This is a genomic window from Rhodococcus sp. ENV425 (assembly GCF_002887785.1).
In the GTDB taxonomy this organism is placed as follows: Bacteria; Actinomycetota; Actinomycetes; order Mycobacteriales; family Mycobacteriaceae; genus Rhodococcus; species Rhodococcus aetherivorans.
On record NZ_PCZU01000212.1, the window covers coordinates 46335 to 60689 of the forward strand.

At 70.6% G+C, this 14355-nt stretch carries 12 protein-coding genes; 4 read left to right on the forward strand and 8 right to left on the reverse strand.

All coding sequences use genetic code 11. From position 1 onward, the window contains the following. Nucleotides 1-10: 10 nt before the first annotated feature. From ahpF to CQZ88_RS17895, 3 genes are all read right to left on the reverse strand, one after another. Nucleotides 11-1600: an alkyl hydroperoxide reductase subunit F gene (gene ahpF / locus CQZ88_RS17885; protein WP_006931961.1), complete on the reverse strand. Its 1590-nt coding sequence runs from the start codon at nucleotides 1598-1600 to the stop codon at nucleotides 11-13. 140 nt (nucleotides 1601-1740) lie between these two features. Next, on the reverse strand, nucleotides 1741-2304 hold the full coding sequence (gene ahpC / locus CQZ88_RS17890; protein WP_050034622.1) for an alkyl hydroperoxide reductase subunit C: 564 nt from the start codon (nucleotides 2302-2304) through the stop codon (nucleotides 1741-1743). A gap of 198 nt (nucleotides 2305-2502) precedes the next feature. Continuing rightward, nucleotides 2503-3579, reverse strand: a complete 1077-nt coding sequence (locus CQZ88_RS17895; protein WP_065922996.1) for an alkene reductase — start codon at nucleotides 3577-3579, stop codon at nucleotides 2503-2505. A gap of 113 nt (nucleotides 3580-3692) precedes the next feature. Between CQZ88_RS17895 and CQZ88_RS17900 the strand changes: the two genes are divergently transcribed. After that, a complete protein-coding gene (locus CQZ88_RS17900; RefSeq protein ID WP_006931970.1) occupies nucleotides 3693-4439 on the forward strand; it encodes a Mut7-C RNAse domain-containing protein in 747 nt (248 codons plus the stop codon). Between the two features lie 24 nt (nucleotides 4440-4463). Here CQZ88_RS17900 and CQZ88_RS17905 read toward each other — a convergent pair whose 3' ends face one another. Continuing rightward, the gene (locus tag CQZ88_RS17905) at nucleotides 4464-5168 is read right to left on the reverse strand and encodes a GAF and ANTAR domain-containing protein (protein ID WP_206530702.1); all 705 of its coding nucleotides are present in this window, start codon (nucleotides 5166-5168) and stop codon (nucleotides 4464-4466) included. Between the two features lie 202 nt (nucleotides 5169-5370). Between CQZ88_RS17905 and CQZ88_RS17910 the strand changes: the two genes are divergently transcribed. After that, nucleotides 5371-7512, forward strand: a complete 2142-nt coding sequence (locus CQZ88_RS17910; protein WP_006931973.1) for an NAD(+) synthase — start codon at nucleotides 5371-5373, stop codon at nucleotides 7510-7512. Here CQZ88_RS17910 and CQZ88_RS17915 read toward each other — a convergent pair. Further along, nucleotides 7483-8715, reverse strand: a complete 1233-nt coding sequence (locus CQZ88_RS17915) for a MalY/PatB family protein (protein WP_102800110.1) — start codon at nucleotides 8713-8715, stop codon at nucleotides 7483-7485. The genes CQZ88_RS17910 and CQZ88_RS17915 overlap by 30 nt on opposite strands. Before the next feature lie 228 nt (nucleotides 8716-8943). On the opposite strand from CQZ88_RS17915, the gene CQZ88_RS17920 reads away from it, so the two are divergent. Further along, nucleotides 8944-9423, forward strand: a complete 480-nt coding sequence (locus CQZ88_RS17920; protein ID WP_006931977.1) for a hypothetical protein — start codon at nucleotides 8944-8946, stop codon at nucleotides 9421-9423. Nucleotides 9424-9458: 35 nt separating this feature from the next. Here CQZ88_RS17920 and CQZ88_RS17925 read toward each other — a convergent pair whose 3' ends face one another. Both CQZ88_RS17925 and CQZ88_RS17930 read right to left on the reverse strand, forming a co-directional pair. Next, nucleotides 9459-10139 carry an NAD(P)-dependent oxidoreductase gene (locus tag CQZ88_RS17925; protein ID WP_006931980.1) on the reverse strand — a complete coding sequence of 227 codons (681 nt, stop codon included), beginning with the start codon at nucleotides 10137-10139 and terminating at the stop codon, nucleotides 9459-9461. After that, nucleotides 10136-11101 (reverse strand): EamA family transporter, encoded by a 966-nt coding sequence (locus CQZ88_RS17930; RefSeq protein ID WP_006931982.1) that lies wholly within the window; start codon nucleotides 11099-11101, stop codon nucleotides 10136-10138. Before CQZ88_RS17930 ends, CQZ88_RS17925 begins: the two co-directional genes overlap by 4 nt. A gap of 37 nt (nucleotides 11102-11138) precedes the next feature. Here CQZ88_RS17930 and CQZ88_RS17935 point away from each other — a divergent pair, with 37 nt between their 5' ends. Continuing rightward, nucleotides 11139-12098, forward strand: a complete 960-nt coding sequence (locus CQZ88_RS17935; RefSeq protein ID WP_006931984.1) for a LysR substrate-binding domain-containing protein — start codon at nucleotides 11139-11141, stop codon at nucleotides 12096-12098. Here the strand turns inward: CQZ88_RS17935 and CQZ88_RS32305 are convergent. Then, nucleotides 12071-14355 (reverse strand): LuxR C-terminal-related transcriptional regulator (locus CQZ88_RS32305; protein WP_308410813.1); only part of this gene is annotated, 2285 nt, incomplete at its 5' end. The two genes, CQZ88_RS17935 and CQZ88_RS32305, sit on opposite strands and share 28 nt — an antisense overlap.

Below are 14355 nucleotides of genomic sequence, written 5' to 3' on the forward strand. Positions count from 1 at the left end.
GAGGGACGAACTATCGGACGACCGCGGCGACCGAGTCCTCGGCCGGGGCGCTGGTGCGGATGAGATGGTCGAACGCGCCGAGCGCTGCCGTCGCTCCGGCGCCGGCGGCGATGATGATCTGCTTGTACGGCACCGTGGTGCAGTCGCCGGCGGCGAACACGCCGGGCACCGAGGTCTGGCCGCGGTCGTCGACGACGATCTCGCCGCGCGGCGACAGCTCGATCGTCCCGGTGAGCCACTCGGTGTTGGGCAGCAGGCCGATCTGGACGAAGATGCCCTCCAGTTCGAGCGTGTGCGCGGTCTCGGTGGTGCGGTCCTGATAGGTCAGGCCGGTGACCTTGTGGCCGTCGCCGAGGACCTCGGTGGTCAGCGCGCTGACGACGATGTCGACGTTCGGCAGGCTGCGCAGCTTGCGCTGCAGCACCTCGTCGGCGCGCAGCGCCGAGTCGAACTCGAGGAGCGTGACGTGCGCGACGACGCCGGCGAGATCGATCGCGGCCTCGACGCCGGAGTTGCCGCCGCCGATCACGGCGACGCGCTTGCCCTTGAACAGCGGTCCGTCGCAGTGCGGGCAGTAGGTCACGCCCTTGTTCCGGTACTCGGTCTCGCCGGGCACGTTCATCGAACGCCACCGTGCACCCGTGGACAGGATCACGCTGCGGGCGAGCAGGGAGGCGCCGCTCTCGAGCTCGACCTCGACGAGGCCGCCCTCGGTCGCAGGCACGAGCTTCGCCGCGCGCTGCACGTTCATGATGTCGACGTCGTACTGGCGGACGTGGTTGTCGAGTGCGGCGCCGAGCTTGGGGCCTTCGGTGTAGGGCACGGAGACGAAATTCTCGATCGCCATCGTGTCGAGCACCTGGCCGCCGAAGCGCTCGGCGACGACACCGGTGCGAATACCCTTGCGGGCGGCGTAGATCGCGGCCGCGGCACCGGCCGGGCCGCCGCCGACGACGAGCACGTCGAACGGGTCCTTCTCGTCGATCGCGGCCGCCGCCCGGTCCGCGGCGCCGGTGTCGAGCTTGCCGATGATCTGCTCGAGGCTCATGCGGCCCGAGTCGAACAGCTCGCCGTTGAGGTACACCGTCGGCACGGCCATCACCTGACGTCCGTCGACCTCGTCCTGGAACAGGGCGCCGTCGATCGCGACGTGCTTGATGCGCGGGTTGAGCACGCACATCAGGTTCAGGGCCTGCACGACGTCGGGACAGTTCTGGCAGGACAACGAGAAGTAGGTCTCGAAGTGCAGCTCGCCGTCCAGGTCTCGCACCTGCTGCTGCAGCTCCTCGGGCTCCTTCGACGGGTAACCGCCGACCTGGAGCAGTGCAAGCGCGAGCGAGGTGAACTCGTGGCCCAGCGGGATGCCGGCGAAGCGGACCTCGATGTCGGTGCCGACGCGGCGCACCGCGAAGGACGGGCGACGCGCGTCGTCGTCGCGACGCTCGTAGGTGACCTTGTCCGACATCGCCGCGATCTCGGTGAGCAGTTCGGCGAGTTCGGCGGACTTGGGTCCGTCGTCGAGGGAGGACACGAGCTCGATCGGCAGGGTCAGCCGCTCGAGGAGGGACTTCAGTTGGCCGGCAAGCGAGGCTTCGAGCATAGGGATCTACTCCATCGACGGGGCGGAACGGTGATCGGGGCGAAGGGAACTGCGCCGGGTGGTTCGGCGCTCCGGGGGTGGCGCGGGGTCCGGCGGACCGGACCCCGCGCCGCACTACCGGGGTGTCGAATCCGGGTGCGTCAGATCTTGCCCACGAGGTCCAGCGACGGGGCGAGGGTGTCGTCGCCCTCTTCCCACTTGGCCGGGCAGACCTCGCCCGGGTGCGACCGGACGTACTGGGCGGCCTTGACCTTGCGGACGAGTTCGGCGGCGTTGCGGCCGATGCCCTCCGCGGTGACCTCGGTGAACTGGATGATGCCGTCCGGGTCGACGAGGAAGGTGCCGCGGTCGGCCAGGCCCTCGTTCTCACGCAGCACCTCGAAGTTGGTGCTGATCTGCAGGGTCGGGTCGCCGATCATGGCGTACTTGATCTTGCCGATGGTCTCGGACGAGTCGTGCCACGCCTTGTGCGTGAAGTGGGTGTCGGTGGAGACCGAGAAGACCTCGACGCCGAGCTTCTGCAGCTCCTCGTAGTGGTCGGCCAGGTCGCCGAGCTCCGTCGGGCAGACGAAGGTGAAGTCGGCCGGGTAGAAGAAGAAGATCGCCCACTTGCCCTTGATGTCCTCGTCGGACACGGAGACGAAGCCGCCCTCCTGGTAGGCGGTCGCGGAGAAGGGCTTGATCTGCTTGTTGATCAGGGCCACGTTGAACCTCTGTTCGGTCGATATGGGTTTCTGACGTTGTGAACACTAACGACTTTCGATAGATAATGCCAATCGACCGGTCTGATTCGATTGATAGTCTGCATCTATCGGTATGATTGGTCGCGCCCGTCACCGCACCATGAAGACGGCGAGAGTTGTTCTCTCCGCTGCCGAGCGGGGCCGGCGCAGCCCTGAGGCTCAGCCCGCCTGCAGGAACGGGTAGTCGGTGTAGCCCTCGGCGCCCGGCGAGTAGAACAACGCCGGCCGCAGCTCGTTCTCCGGGTGCTCGCCGTGCCAGCGCTCGACCAGATCGGGATTGGCGATGAGCGCCCGGCCCACCGCCACGGCGTCGGCATGGGCGGCCTCGATCAGCTGCACCGCCTCCGCACGGGTGGTCGGCGACGCGAAGCCGCTGTTGGCGATCAGCCTGCCGCCGAAACGCCGGCGCAGCTCCTGCACCAGCTCACCGGCCGGGTCCGCGTGCAGCACGGACAGGTAGGCCAGATTCAGCGGGCGCACCTGCTCGAGCAGGGTGCCGTAGGTGGCCAGGACGTCGTCCCGGTCGGTTTCGTAGGCGTCCTGGATGTTGTGCTCCGGCGAGATCCGCAGCCCGACCCGGCCGGCGCCGATGGCCGATGCCACCGCCGTGACCACCTCCACGACGAAACGGGCCCGGTTCTGCGGCGAACCGCCGTACTCGTCGGCGCGCTGATTGGCGGCCGGGGAGAGGAATTCGTGCAGCAGGTAGCCGTTGGCGCTGTGGATCTCCACGCCGTCCAGCCCGGCCTCGATCGCCCGGCGGGCCGCGGCGACGAAGTCCCCGATGATCGCCCGCGCCTCCTCCGTGGTCAGCGCGTGCGGCACCGGGTACGGCTGCTTGCCCTTCTCCGTGTGCCCCACACCGTCGATCGCGATCGCGCTCGGGGCGACGACCCGCCGGCCGCCGTTCACGTCGGGGTGCGTGACCCGGCCGCCGTGCATCACCTGCAGCACGATGCGGCCGCCGCGGTCGTGCACCGCCTCGGCCACCCGCCGCCAGCCGGCCTCCTGCTCGCCGGTGACGATCCCCGGCTGGCCGACGAAGGCCTGCGATTCGTGGTTCACATAGGTGCCCTCGGCGATGATCAGCCCGGCACTCGCCCGCTGCCGGTAGTGCTCGACCACCAGGTCTCCGGGGACGCCGGAGGCGCCGGACCGCAGCCGGGTCAGTGGGGCCATGACAACGCGATTGGCGAGTTCGAGGTCTCCGAGGGTGACAGGTGTAAACAAATCCATGTCGGGCGCAACCGGGCTGGCGTACCCGCGATTCCCGAACGTGACCGACTGCGACCGGCGTCACGCCCGCCGCGGCGGTTGTGCCGGGTCATGCTGCGCGCGAAGATGGTCCGATGACCGGCCACGTCGAGGTCCGGGCGTACGCCGAGCTGAACGACTTCGTGGCGCCCGAGTCGCGGGGCATCGCGGTGCGGCGGCCGTTCCGTGCCCATCAGACGGTCAAGGACGTCGTCGAGGCGATGGGCATACCGCACACCGAGGTCGATCTGATCGTGGTCGACGGCGAGCCGGTGGATTTCGCGTACCGGCCGCACTCGGGCGCCCGCATAGCGGTCTATCCCTTGTTCGAGGCGCTCGACATCGAGCCGATCACCCGGCTGCGCCCGGTTCCCCTGCGTGACCCCCGGTTCGTGGTCGACGTCAACCTGGGCCGGCTGGCGCGCCTGCTCCGGTTGCTGGGGTTCGACGTGATCTGGACGTCCGACATGGACGACGCGGAGCTGGCGAGGATCGGGCGTGCGGATCAGCGGATCCTGCTGACCCGCGACCGGGGACTGCTCGAGCGTCGGGAGATCACCCACGGGCTGTTCGTGCACGCCGACCGCCCGCTCGAGCAGATCGTCGAGGTCGTCCGCCGGCTCGATCTCGCGGCGCGGTTCGCCCCGCTCACCCGGTGCCTGCGCTGCAACGGCCGGCTCGACCCGGTGCCCAAGGACGAGGTCCTCGATCGGCTCGAGCCGCTCACCCGCCGCTTCTACGACGAGTTCTCCCGGTGCACGGACTGCGGCCGCATCTACTGGGCCGGCTCGCATCACGGGAAGCTGGTCGCCCTCGTCCGGGAGATCGCGGCGGAGGTCTGACGTCCTCAGATGCGCACCTCGACGTCAGATGCGCAACCCGACGTCGACGATCGCCTGCGCGACGGCGCGCACCGGCGCCTGATGGCGGCGCGCGTAGGCGCGGATCAGCTCGAACGCCGCGGCCGGCGTGACGCCGCGGGCCTGGGCGGTGATGCCCTTGGCCTGCTCGACGACGATGCGGGTGTCGAGCGCGGTCTGCAGTTGCGCGGAGAGCTGCTCCTGCTGGCGCAGCTTGTCCGAGTTGACGATGTAGCCGGTGGCCATGTCGGCGAACACCTGCGCGGCGGCGAGCTCGTCGTCGGCCCATTCCCGGGGCTCGCGGCAGTAGAGGTCCAGGGCGCCGACCTTGACCTCGCCGAGCTGCATCGGGACACCGGCGACGGCGGCGATCTCCCGCCGTCGCGCCTCGGCGGCGAACTCCGGCCACAGATCGTCGCGGCGGCGCACATCGGAGACGGCGATGGTCTCGCCGTGGGCGAAGGCGTGTGCGCACGGTCCGGCGGCGAATCGCTCCTGGCACCGCTCCATCGCTTCGATCTGTTCGCCGGCGGCGGTGACGAACCGGAGCCGGCCGTCGATGTGCAGAGTCACTCCCGCTCCCGACAGCTCGAGCACGGTGGTCACCTTGCGGACGACTGCGTCGAGGGCGGCGTCGACCTCGTACGGGGTGAGGAGGCGCTGCGCGAACTTCGACAGCGCAGCGACGAATTCCCTGTGCCGGTAGGCCATCACCACCCCCTGTGCCGCGCGGACGGGCCCAGTTTCCGTCGTCTGTACCGGAGTGTTCCCCGAAACGCCGAGATAATGCCGCGAAAGTCCGGATCCGGCCCGCTCCACGTCGCCGAGTGGCGTCGAGCCGCCGGATCCCTAGGATTCGATCACGCGATCCGGGCGCCGCGAGGGCGCGGGCGACGGAGAAGGAGGCAGCGCGATGACCGACGAAGCCGGCGCTCGGGACGTCCCCGTCCCCGCGGCGAGACCCGAGTTCCGGTCCAGCTACCGCCATGGCTTCCTGCGGGTCGCGGCCTGCGCGACGCCGACGACGATCGTCGATCCGGCGGCCAACGCGGCGGCGGTGCTGCGGGCCGCCCGGGTCTGCCATGACGACGGGGTCGGGCTGGCGGTGTTTCCCGAGATGACGTTGACCGGGTACTCGGTCGAGGACCTGTCGATGCAGGACACCGTGCTGGAGGCGGCCGAGCGGGCGCTGGCGGAGATCGTCGCCGGCTCGGCCGGCCTGCTGCCCGTCCTGCTGGTGGGCCTGCCGCTGCGGCATCGGCACCGGATCTACAACGCCGTCGCGGTCGTGCACCGCGGCCGGGTCCTGGGGGTCGCCCCCAAGTCGTATCTGCCGACGTATCGGGAGTTCTACGAGCGCCGGCAGATCGCGCCGGGGGACGATGCGAGCGGCACGGTCCGGGTCGCCGGTCACGACGCACCGTTCGGTCCCGATCTGCTGTTCGAGGCCACCGACGTTCCCGGTCTGGTGCTCCACGTGGAGATCTGCGAGGACATGTGGGTCCCCATCCCGCCCAGCGCGGAGGCCGCCCTGGCCGGCGCGACGGTGCTGGCGAACCTGTCGGGCAGCCCGATCACCGTCGGCCGCGCCGAGGACCGTCACCTGCTGGCTCGCTCGGCGTCGTCGCGGTGCCTGGCCGCCTACGTGTACTGCGCGGCGGGATCGGGGGAGTCCACCACCGACCTGTCCTGGGACGGGCAGGCGATGGTGTACGAGAACGGGATGCTGCTCGCCGAGACCGAGCGGTTCCCGCGCGGCGAACAGCACGCGGTGGCCGACGTCGACCTCGAACTGCTGCGCAACGAGCGCACCCGCATGGGCACCTTCGACGACAATCGGCGTCATCACGCGGCCCGCCTCGACGCGTTCCGCCGTATCGCGTTCACCCTCGCGCCTCCGCTCACCGACATCGGGTTGCGGCGCCGGGTGGAGCGATACCCCTTCGTGCCGTCCGATCCGGCCCGCCTCGAGCACGACTGCTACGAGGCGTACAACATCCAGGTCGCCGGGCTCGAGCAGCGCCTGCGTGCGCTGAGTGGTCCGACGCGGGGCGGTCCGAAGGTCGTGATCGGCGTGTCGGGCGGACTGGACTCCACGCACGCGCTCATCGTCGCCGTCAAGGCGATGGACCGCCTCGGCCGTCCGCGCGAGGACGTGCTCGCCTTCACCCTCCCGGGGTTCGCGACGAGCGACCGGACCCGGGAGAACGCCCGCCGGCTGTGCCACTCGCTCGGGGTGACGCTCGAGGAAATCGACATCACCCGTGCCGCGCGCGTGATGCTGGAGGACCTGGGTCACCCGTTTGCGCGCGGCGAGCGGGTCTACGACATCACGTTCGAGAACATCCAGGCCGGGCTGCGCACCGACTATCTGTTCCGGGCCGCGAACCAGCGCGGCGGCCTGGTGCTCGGGACGGGCGACCTGTCGGAGATCGCGCTGGGCTGGTCCACGTACGGCGTCGGGGACCAGATGTCGCACTACAACGTCAACGCCGGGGTGCCGAAGACGCTCATCCAGCATCTGATCCGCTGGGTCGTCTCGTCGGGGCAATTCGACGACGAGGTCGGCGCCACCCTCGAGGCCGTGCTGGGCACCGAGATCAGTCCCGAGCTCGTCCCCGTCGAGGAGGGGGAGACGCCGCAGAGCACCCAGGCCACGATCGGTCCCTACGACCTGCACGACTTCTTCCTGTTCCAGGTGCTGCGCTTCGGGTTCCGGCCGTCGAAGATCGCCTACCTCGCATGGCAGGCCTGGCACGAGGCCGGCGCCGGGGAGTGGCCGTCCGGCCATCCCGGGCACGCCCGCCGCGAGTACGACCTGCCCGAGATCCGGCGGTGGCTGGGTGTGTTCGTCCAGCGGTTCTTCGCCTTCAGCCAGTTCAAGCGGTCCGCGATGCCGAACGGGCCGAAGGTCGCCGCCGGGGGGTCCCTCTCACCGCGCGGGGACTGGCGTGCGCCCTCCGACGCGTCCGCGCGCATCTGGCTCGACGAACTCGATCGGGAGGTGCCGGAGGACCGGGGCGGATCAGGTTCCGAGGAACTCCGTCAGCGGTGAGACGGCTCGTCGCCCGCGCATCGCCGCCGAGATGCCGTCGAGGATGTGCTCGAGGACAGCCGCCGACGTGGCGAAGTTGATCCGCACGAATCCCGCTGCCGCGCTTCCGAAGGGTCTGCCGCCGTCGACCAGCACCCGGCCGAGGTCCCGGATCCGGCGGATCGGATCGTCGACGGGTGCGGACGAGACATCGACCCAGCTGAGGTAGGTGGCTTCCGGCAGATGGTGGCGGGCTTCCGGCAGGTGCTCGCGCAGGACCGTGTCGACACGTCGCCGGTTGCGGTCGAGCACTCGGAGCAGCGTGTCCTGCCAGCTCTGACAGCGTTGCCATGCGGCCAGTGTGCCGAGCACCGCCGGGGTCGATACGGTTCCGTACAGGTCGGGCGGTTCGCCGTCCCGCACGGCGAGCAACTGCTTCGACCCGTAGTGCGCGACGGCGCAGCGCAGTCCGGCGATGTTGAAGGCCTTTCCGGCCGACGTGACGGTGATCGTCCGAGCTGCCGCCTCCGGACTGATCGACGCGAACGGGATGTGCCGGTGCGGCGCGTAGATCAGCTCCGCATGAATCTCGTCGCTGACGACGAGAAGGTCGAACTCGACGGCCAGTTCGGCGATGCGGGTGAGTTCGGAACGGGTGTGGACGCGTCCGGTCGGGTTGTGCGGATCGACCAGGACGAGCACTTGCGGGCGCTCGGCGGCGAGCGACGCCCTGAGCGTCTCGAAGTCGAGCCGCCACCCGTCCTGTGTGTCGGCGAACGGGAATTCGACCGTCCTGCGGCCCATGGCCGCGATGGTGGCGAGGAATGGCGGGTAGTTCGGAGTCTGGATCACGACGGCGTCGCCGCGCTCGGTGTGCAGGTGCAGGATCAGTTGCAGGGCCTGGATGAGATCGGTCTGCTCCCGGACGTCGGCGGGGTCGACCGTCCATCCGTATCGGGACTGCATCCGCCGGGCGAACTCCGCACGCAGCGGGGTACCGCCGAGCCAATCGGGGTAGCCGAGTTCTCCCGACCGGGCCGACTCGCACAGCGCGTCCCGGATCTCGGGGGCGATCGGGAAGTCCATGTCGGCCACCCAGGCCGGCAGGGCGCCCGCGCGGACGGCACGTGCCCACTTGACCCCGGTGCGACGGACGAGATCGCCGATCTCGATATCGTCGAATCCGGGATACCGGGCCTCCGATGCCGGAGGCAATCCGGTCATCGGACGGTCCCGGAACGGGGGTCCCGAGCAGTCCATGCAGTGAGTGTGCCCGTGCCGCGTACCGGACGGAAGCGAACCCGAAATCCGATCCGCCTTCGTCCGCAGCTGCCCGTGGACTCCGCGAGTGGTCGATCGACGTTCGAAAGCGCCTGCCTGCCGTGCCCGTCGCGCAGCACCTGGCACGGGGTGTGGTTGACGGCGCCTGCGTGATGGGTGGAGCCTGACGACATGGCGAGGCGGTTGCCGGAGTGGGAGTTGCTGGTACCCGGGGAGGGGCCGTATGTCGGCACGATCCGGATCGAGGACGAGGCGGGGCGGCCGGTGCCGATCGCCGGCGGGGTTGCGGTGGGAGCGTGCGCGTGGCGGGCGGAGTGTCTGCATTGTGACTGGCTGGGCAGCACGGCGGTGCGGGTCGGTTCGGGCGAGGCGTTGCGTCCGGGGCGCCTGACGCGGGAAAAGCTCGAGGAGGAGTGGGTGCGCCACATCTATCGGGTGTCGGCGAAGGCGGCGGTGCTCGATGCGCTCGAGCAGCTCGACCGGTTGGCGGCCGAACAGCAGGCCCTGACCGAAGTGGTGGACGAGGGGGTACGGCGCCTGCGCGCCGAGGGTGCCTCGTGGGCGCAGGTGGGGGAGCTGGTGGGGATGACGCGTCAGTCGGCGTGGGAGCACTGGGCGGACTCGTCGGCGGCGCGCCGGCACCGCCGATGACGGTTGAAGAGTGCGCGCGCCGTAAATCGGGGCTGTCAGCCCCTCCTGACCCCTGACGTTGATGTGGCGGCGTGAACAGTGGAGTTCTGCGCAACGGTGAAGTGCCGGTCGGTGCCGGGGCGCTCGATTTCGTCCAGGGCGGCCACGGCGAGGTCCTCGGCGGTGATGCGGGAGGTGCCGTCCGGCTCGGTGAGCAGGGTGGTGGTTCCCCGGCGGTACGTGCCGGTGCGGGTACCGGGTTCGAGGATCGCGGGCGGGCTGAGATAGGTCCAGCGGTGGTTCGGGTGCTGGACGCAGGTGCGGAGTTGGGTGGCGCTGGCGTCGGCGATCGCTCGCCATTCGATCGGCACATAGTTCGGATCGTCGATGACCGACAGGTCGCCCTTGTGCGGTGAGCGTAGGGGCCCGGCCCCGCCGATGACGAGTAGACGGGCGCCGGCCCGGCCTGCCGCGTCCAGAACTGCGGTGGTCAGCGGTGCGATCGTCTGCTCCTGGCCGGGAGCGGCACGGACGGCGAGGATCGCGGCGTGGGCGTCGGCGAGTGCGGCCTCGAGTTGCCCGGGTGCGCCGGCATCGACGGCGAGGGGAGTGACGGCGGGGTCCGGGTGTGTGCCGGGGTGCCGGGCGGCGGCGGTGACGCGGTGCCCGCGGGCGGCGGCTTCGGTGACGAGGCGCGAGCCGACCATGCCGGTGGCGCCGATGACGGTGATGTTCACGACGGGAGTCCTTTCCTAGTACGGGGACGAGGGATGACCTGTCCGGCGCCCAGCGCTGCGAGGGCGAGCGCGAAGCCGACAAGTTGGAGTGCGCTGAGGGTTTCTCCTGCCACGACGACGCCGAGGATGGCGGCCACGAGTGGGGAGAGCAGTCCGAGCAGAGCCGTCGCGGTGACCGGCAGGGTGCGCAGGCCGTTGAACCAGAGGGAATAGGCGAGAAGCCCGCCGACGATGCCGAGCCAGAGGTAGCCCGCCACGGCGGGGGCGCCGATTCGGCTGGGAATCCCCTCGAGCAACAGCGTCGGGGCCAGCAGCACCAGGCCTCCGGCGGTGAGCTGCCAGCCTGCGAAGCCGATCGCGCTGACTTCCTCGGGCCGGCCCCACCGTTTGGTGAGAACGACGCCGATTCCCATCGCAGCGGCACCGGCCAGACCGGCGATGATGCCGACGGGGTCGAACATCGCTCCGGGGCCCAGCACCACCAGCCCCACCCCGATCACGCCGACGACGCCCCAGCCCAGGCGCCAGAGCGAGAGGCGTTCGGACAGAACGATCACGGCGAGGACGGCGACGAGGATCGGCTGGGCCGCCCCGAGAGTGGCGGCCACTCCGCCGGGCAGTCGTTCCGCGGCGAGGAACAGCAGCGGGAAGAACAGGCCGATGTTCAAGGCGCCCAGCACCGCGGCCTTCCACCACCATGCCCCGCGCGGAAGCGTGCGGGAGAGCAGGAGGCCGAGTGCGCCTGCGGGCAGAGCGCGCATGAGCGCGGCGAACAGGGGGTGGTCAGGCGGCAGCAGTTCGGTGGTGACGAGGTAGGTCGTGCCCCACACCACCGGGGCCACGGCGGTCGCCGCGGTGAGCGCCGCACGATTCGTCACCGGGCCGGGTGACGTGGGCGGAGAAGTGGTCGTCGTAGTCACCCCACCACTGTCGTGCCCTTTCGGTTGATGAGTCCAACACATGCTTTTCATCACAACGATCGCGATGCACGATAGATGGATGGAGTTGCAGCAACTGCGGTATGTGCTCGCCGTGGCAGAGAAGAAGAACTTCACCCGAGCGGCCGAGCAGTGCTTCGTCGTCCAATCGGCGCTCAGTCACCAGATCAAGGCGCTCGAACAAGAGCTGGGCGTGCCGCTGTTCGCCCGGACCAGCCGTCGGGTCGAGCTCACTGATGCCGGGGCGGCGTTCCTGCCCGCGGCGCGGGCGAGTCTGGAGGCCGCCGAGCGTGCTGCCGCCGACGCGGCAGCGACCGTAGGGCAGATCCGTGGCCCGTTGACGATCGGTGTCATCCCCACCGTGACCGCCATCGACATTCCCACTGCGCTGGGCGAATTCCACCGCGCTCACCCGGCGGTGAGCATCGCGCTTCGAAACGGCGGCAGCGACGAACTCGTGACCGCGATCCGCGCGGGCGAGGTCGACATCGCCGTGCTGGGCCTGCCTGACGCGACCACCCCTCACCGTGTCCGGTTCGTCGAGTTGGCCCGCGAACGTCTCGTTGCCGTTCTCGCCGCTGATCATCGACTGTCGGGGCGGCGCCGCCTGCGCCTACGCGATCTGGCAGACGAGACCTTCGCGGATTTTCCCGCCGGGACGCAGGGGCGCGCACAGAGCGACCGGGCCTTCGATGCTGCCGAACTCCGGCGCGAGGTGACTTTCGAATCGATGTCTACCGATCTGATCCTCGACCTCGTGAAACAGGGCCTCGCCGTTGCACTGCTGCCCCCCGCCTTCGTCCCCTCGAACCCGAATCTGGTCAAGGTGCCCGTCAGCGACGGGCCGACCCGAGTCGAATACCTCGCCTGGAGCGACTTCGACCCCGCGCCCGCCGCGGTGGCATTCCTGGACGCATTGCACTCTCAGATGGCATCGAATCGACTGAATTCCCAACCTATTCCGATGCGACCATCGTCCTGGGAGTCGGATGCTCAGGCGAGGACGTTGTCGCGCAGGTAGTTCGCCAGCTGGGTGCGGGACCGGATGCCGAGTTTCCGGTACAGCCGTCCCAGATGCATTTCGATGGTCTTGACGCTGAGGAAGAGCTGCTCGGCGATCTCACGGTTGGTGCCGCCGCGGGCGGCGAGCCGGGCCACCTGGAGTTCCTGCGGGGTGAGCCGGTGCCCCGCGGCAGCGGCGGGTGCGTCGACCGGCCGGCCGACGGCGCCCAGTTCCGTCGCGGCCTGTGCGGCCCACGTGCGGGCCCCGATGTGCCGGAACGCGTCGAACGCCGCCTCCAGATGCTTGCGGGCGTCGCGCCGGCGCCCGGCGCGGCGCAACCGTTCGCCGTAGCACAGCGCGGTCCGGGCGGTGTCGAACGGGGACGGCGAGCGTGCGTGTAGTTGCAGGGCTTTGGTGAACCAGGTGTCGTACTCCGCGTCGTCGCCGATCAGTGCCCGGCCACGGCAGATCAGGGCTCCGAGGGCATCAGGCAGCGCGAGTTCCGTGAGCAGCCGCAACTGTTCGCGAACCGCGTCCGGCACGTCGCGTCCTGATCGGACGTACGCTTCGATCAGGTCTGCGGACGACGCTCGCGCGACGAGGAGACCGTCCGCGTACCCGGACGGTCGCCGGTTGGCCTCCTCCAGATGGTCGACGGCACGGTCGGGCCGATTCAGGCTCAGTTCCAGCAGCCCGAGTCCGTCCAGGGCGTCGCGGTGCATCTCGCCCAGACGGGTCCTCTCGCGGATCCGCAACGAGTCGGCGGCGTGCGCCCGGCAGGCCTGTTCGTCACCGAGTTGCGCCTCGAGTTCCGCCAGGCATCCGAGCGCCGCGCAGAGCGCGAGCAGATCGCCCGTGCGGGTGGCGAGTTCGACGGCCTCGGTGGCCGCGCGACGACCGGAGTGCAGGCGTCCGAGGCGGCTGTCGGCCAGCGCCGTGACGTACAGCGCCAGGGGCAACTGCCCCCAGGCGCCCTCGGCCCGGAGCCGGTGGACCAGCGGGTCGAGCACCTGCCGCGGATCGCCGTCCTCCCCGTGCCAGGCCACCGCGCCCAGCTCCGCGAACAGGACCCATTCGACGTCGGCGTCGGTGCCCCACCGCGCGAGCGCCGCCGCATCCTGCAGCCAGCGCATCCCGTCGGAGGGGTTGCCGGACAACGACAACGCGCTGCCGATGACGAGCGAGCCGAGGAGCGTCGTGTCGGTGTCCCGGGGCGGCGCCGACCGGATCGCCCGGCGAGCGAGCCGCAGTGCCCCCTCGGGCTCGCCGGCGACGAGTGCTCCCTCGGCCGCCATGGCCAACAGGTGGGCGCCTCGCGCCGGGTCTCGTCGACCGATGTCCGCGGCGCCCGTCTCCCACACCCGGCGTGCGATACACGCTGCGCCGGTGTGGAGTTCGACCCGTCCGCGGACGCCGGCGCTGGCGGCCCGCAGGGCCGGATCGGTGGTGTGGTCGTCGGATCGGTCCAGCAGCCGCAGCGCGGTCGTGCCGCGGCCCGCGCGCCGGGCCGCGTCGGCCGCCGCGCAGAGACGCCGGGCCGTACCCGCCTCGTCGGCGGAGAACGCGGCAGCCTGCTCCATGACGACCGCGGCGGCCGCGTACCCGCGCCGTTCCGACGTCAGCCGCGCGGACTGCTCCAGTTCCCGGGCGGTGCCCTCGTCCGGGGCGAGGGTGGCTTCGGTCAGGTGCCACGCACGTCGGTCCTGCTGCGCTGGATCGGTGAGCATCTCGGCCACTGCGCGGTGCAGCGACCGCCGCCGCGTCGGCGGGAGATCGGATACCGCGGCGCTGCGGATCAACGGATGCGGAAAGGACAACCGGCCGCCCGCGAACGACGTCAACCCGGTGTCCTCGAGCGTTCCCAGGGCACCGCCGGCGATCCCCAGGTGCGCCAGGACGGCGGACACCACCGGCAACCCGTCGTCGGCCGCCACCGCCGCGACCTGGAGGGCTCGGCGTGTCGCGTCGTCGAGCGTGGCGATGCGCGCGCCGAAGATGCGGGTCGCGGCCGACCCGGCGCGTACCGGGAGGCGCAGCGGACGGGTTCCGGTGAGTTCGTCGCACGAGAGAGTGCCCGCCAGCTCCAGCAGCGCCGACGGGTTGCCCCCCACCTGTGCGGCCGCCGCCGCCACCACGTCGTCCGGCGGGCGCCGGCCCAGGAGGGCGGCCAGCAGCTGACCGGCCGCCTCGTCGCCGAGACCCCGCACCACCGACGTCTCGACGCCGGCCGGACCCTGCGGCTCGCGGGTGGCGACCAGAATCCCGATCCGCTCGG

Coding starts and splice junctions, on each gene's coding strand:
- ahpF (WP_006931961.1), bottom strand. CDS start 1,600: ATGCTCGAAGCCTCGCTTGCCGGCCAACTGAAGTCCCTCCTCGAGCGG.
- CQZ88_RS17895 (WP_065922996.1), bottom strand. CDS start 3,579: ATGGATTTGTTTACACCTGTCACCCTCGGAGACCTCGAACTCGCCAAT.
- CQZ88_RS17900 (WP_006931970.1), top strand. CDS start 3,693: ATGACCGGCCACGTCGAGGTCCGGGCGTACGCCGAGCTGAACGACTTC.
- CQZ88_RS17905 (WP_206530702.1), bottom strand. CDS start 5,168: ATGGCCTACCGGCACAGGGAATTCGTCGCTGCGCTGTCGAAGTTCGCG.
- CQZ88_RS17910 (WP_006931973.1), top strand. CDS start 5,371: ATGACCGACGAAGCCGGCGCTCGGGACGTCCCCGTCCCCGCGGCGAGA.
- CQZ88_RS17915 (WP_102800110.1), bottom strand. CDS start 8,715: ATGACCGGATTGCCTCCGGCATCGGAGGCCCGGTATCCCGGATTCGAC.
- CQZ88_RS17920 (WP_006931977.1), top strand. CDS start 8,944: ATGGCGAGGCGGTTGCCGGAGTGGGAGTTGCTGGTACCCGGGGAGGGG.
- CQZ88_RS17930 (WP_006931982.1), bottom strand. CDS start 11,101: ATGTGTTGGACTCATCAACCGAAAGGGCACGACAGTGGTGGGGTGACT.
- CQZ88_RS17935 (WP_006931984.1), top strand. CDS start 11,139: ATGGAGTTGCAGCAACTGCGGTATGTGCTCGCCGTGGCAGAGAAGAAG.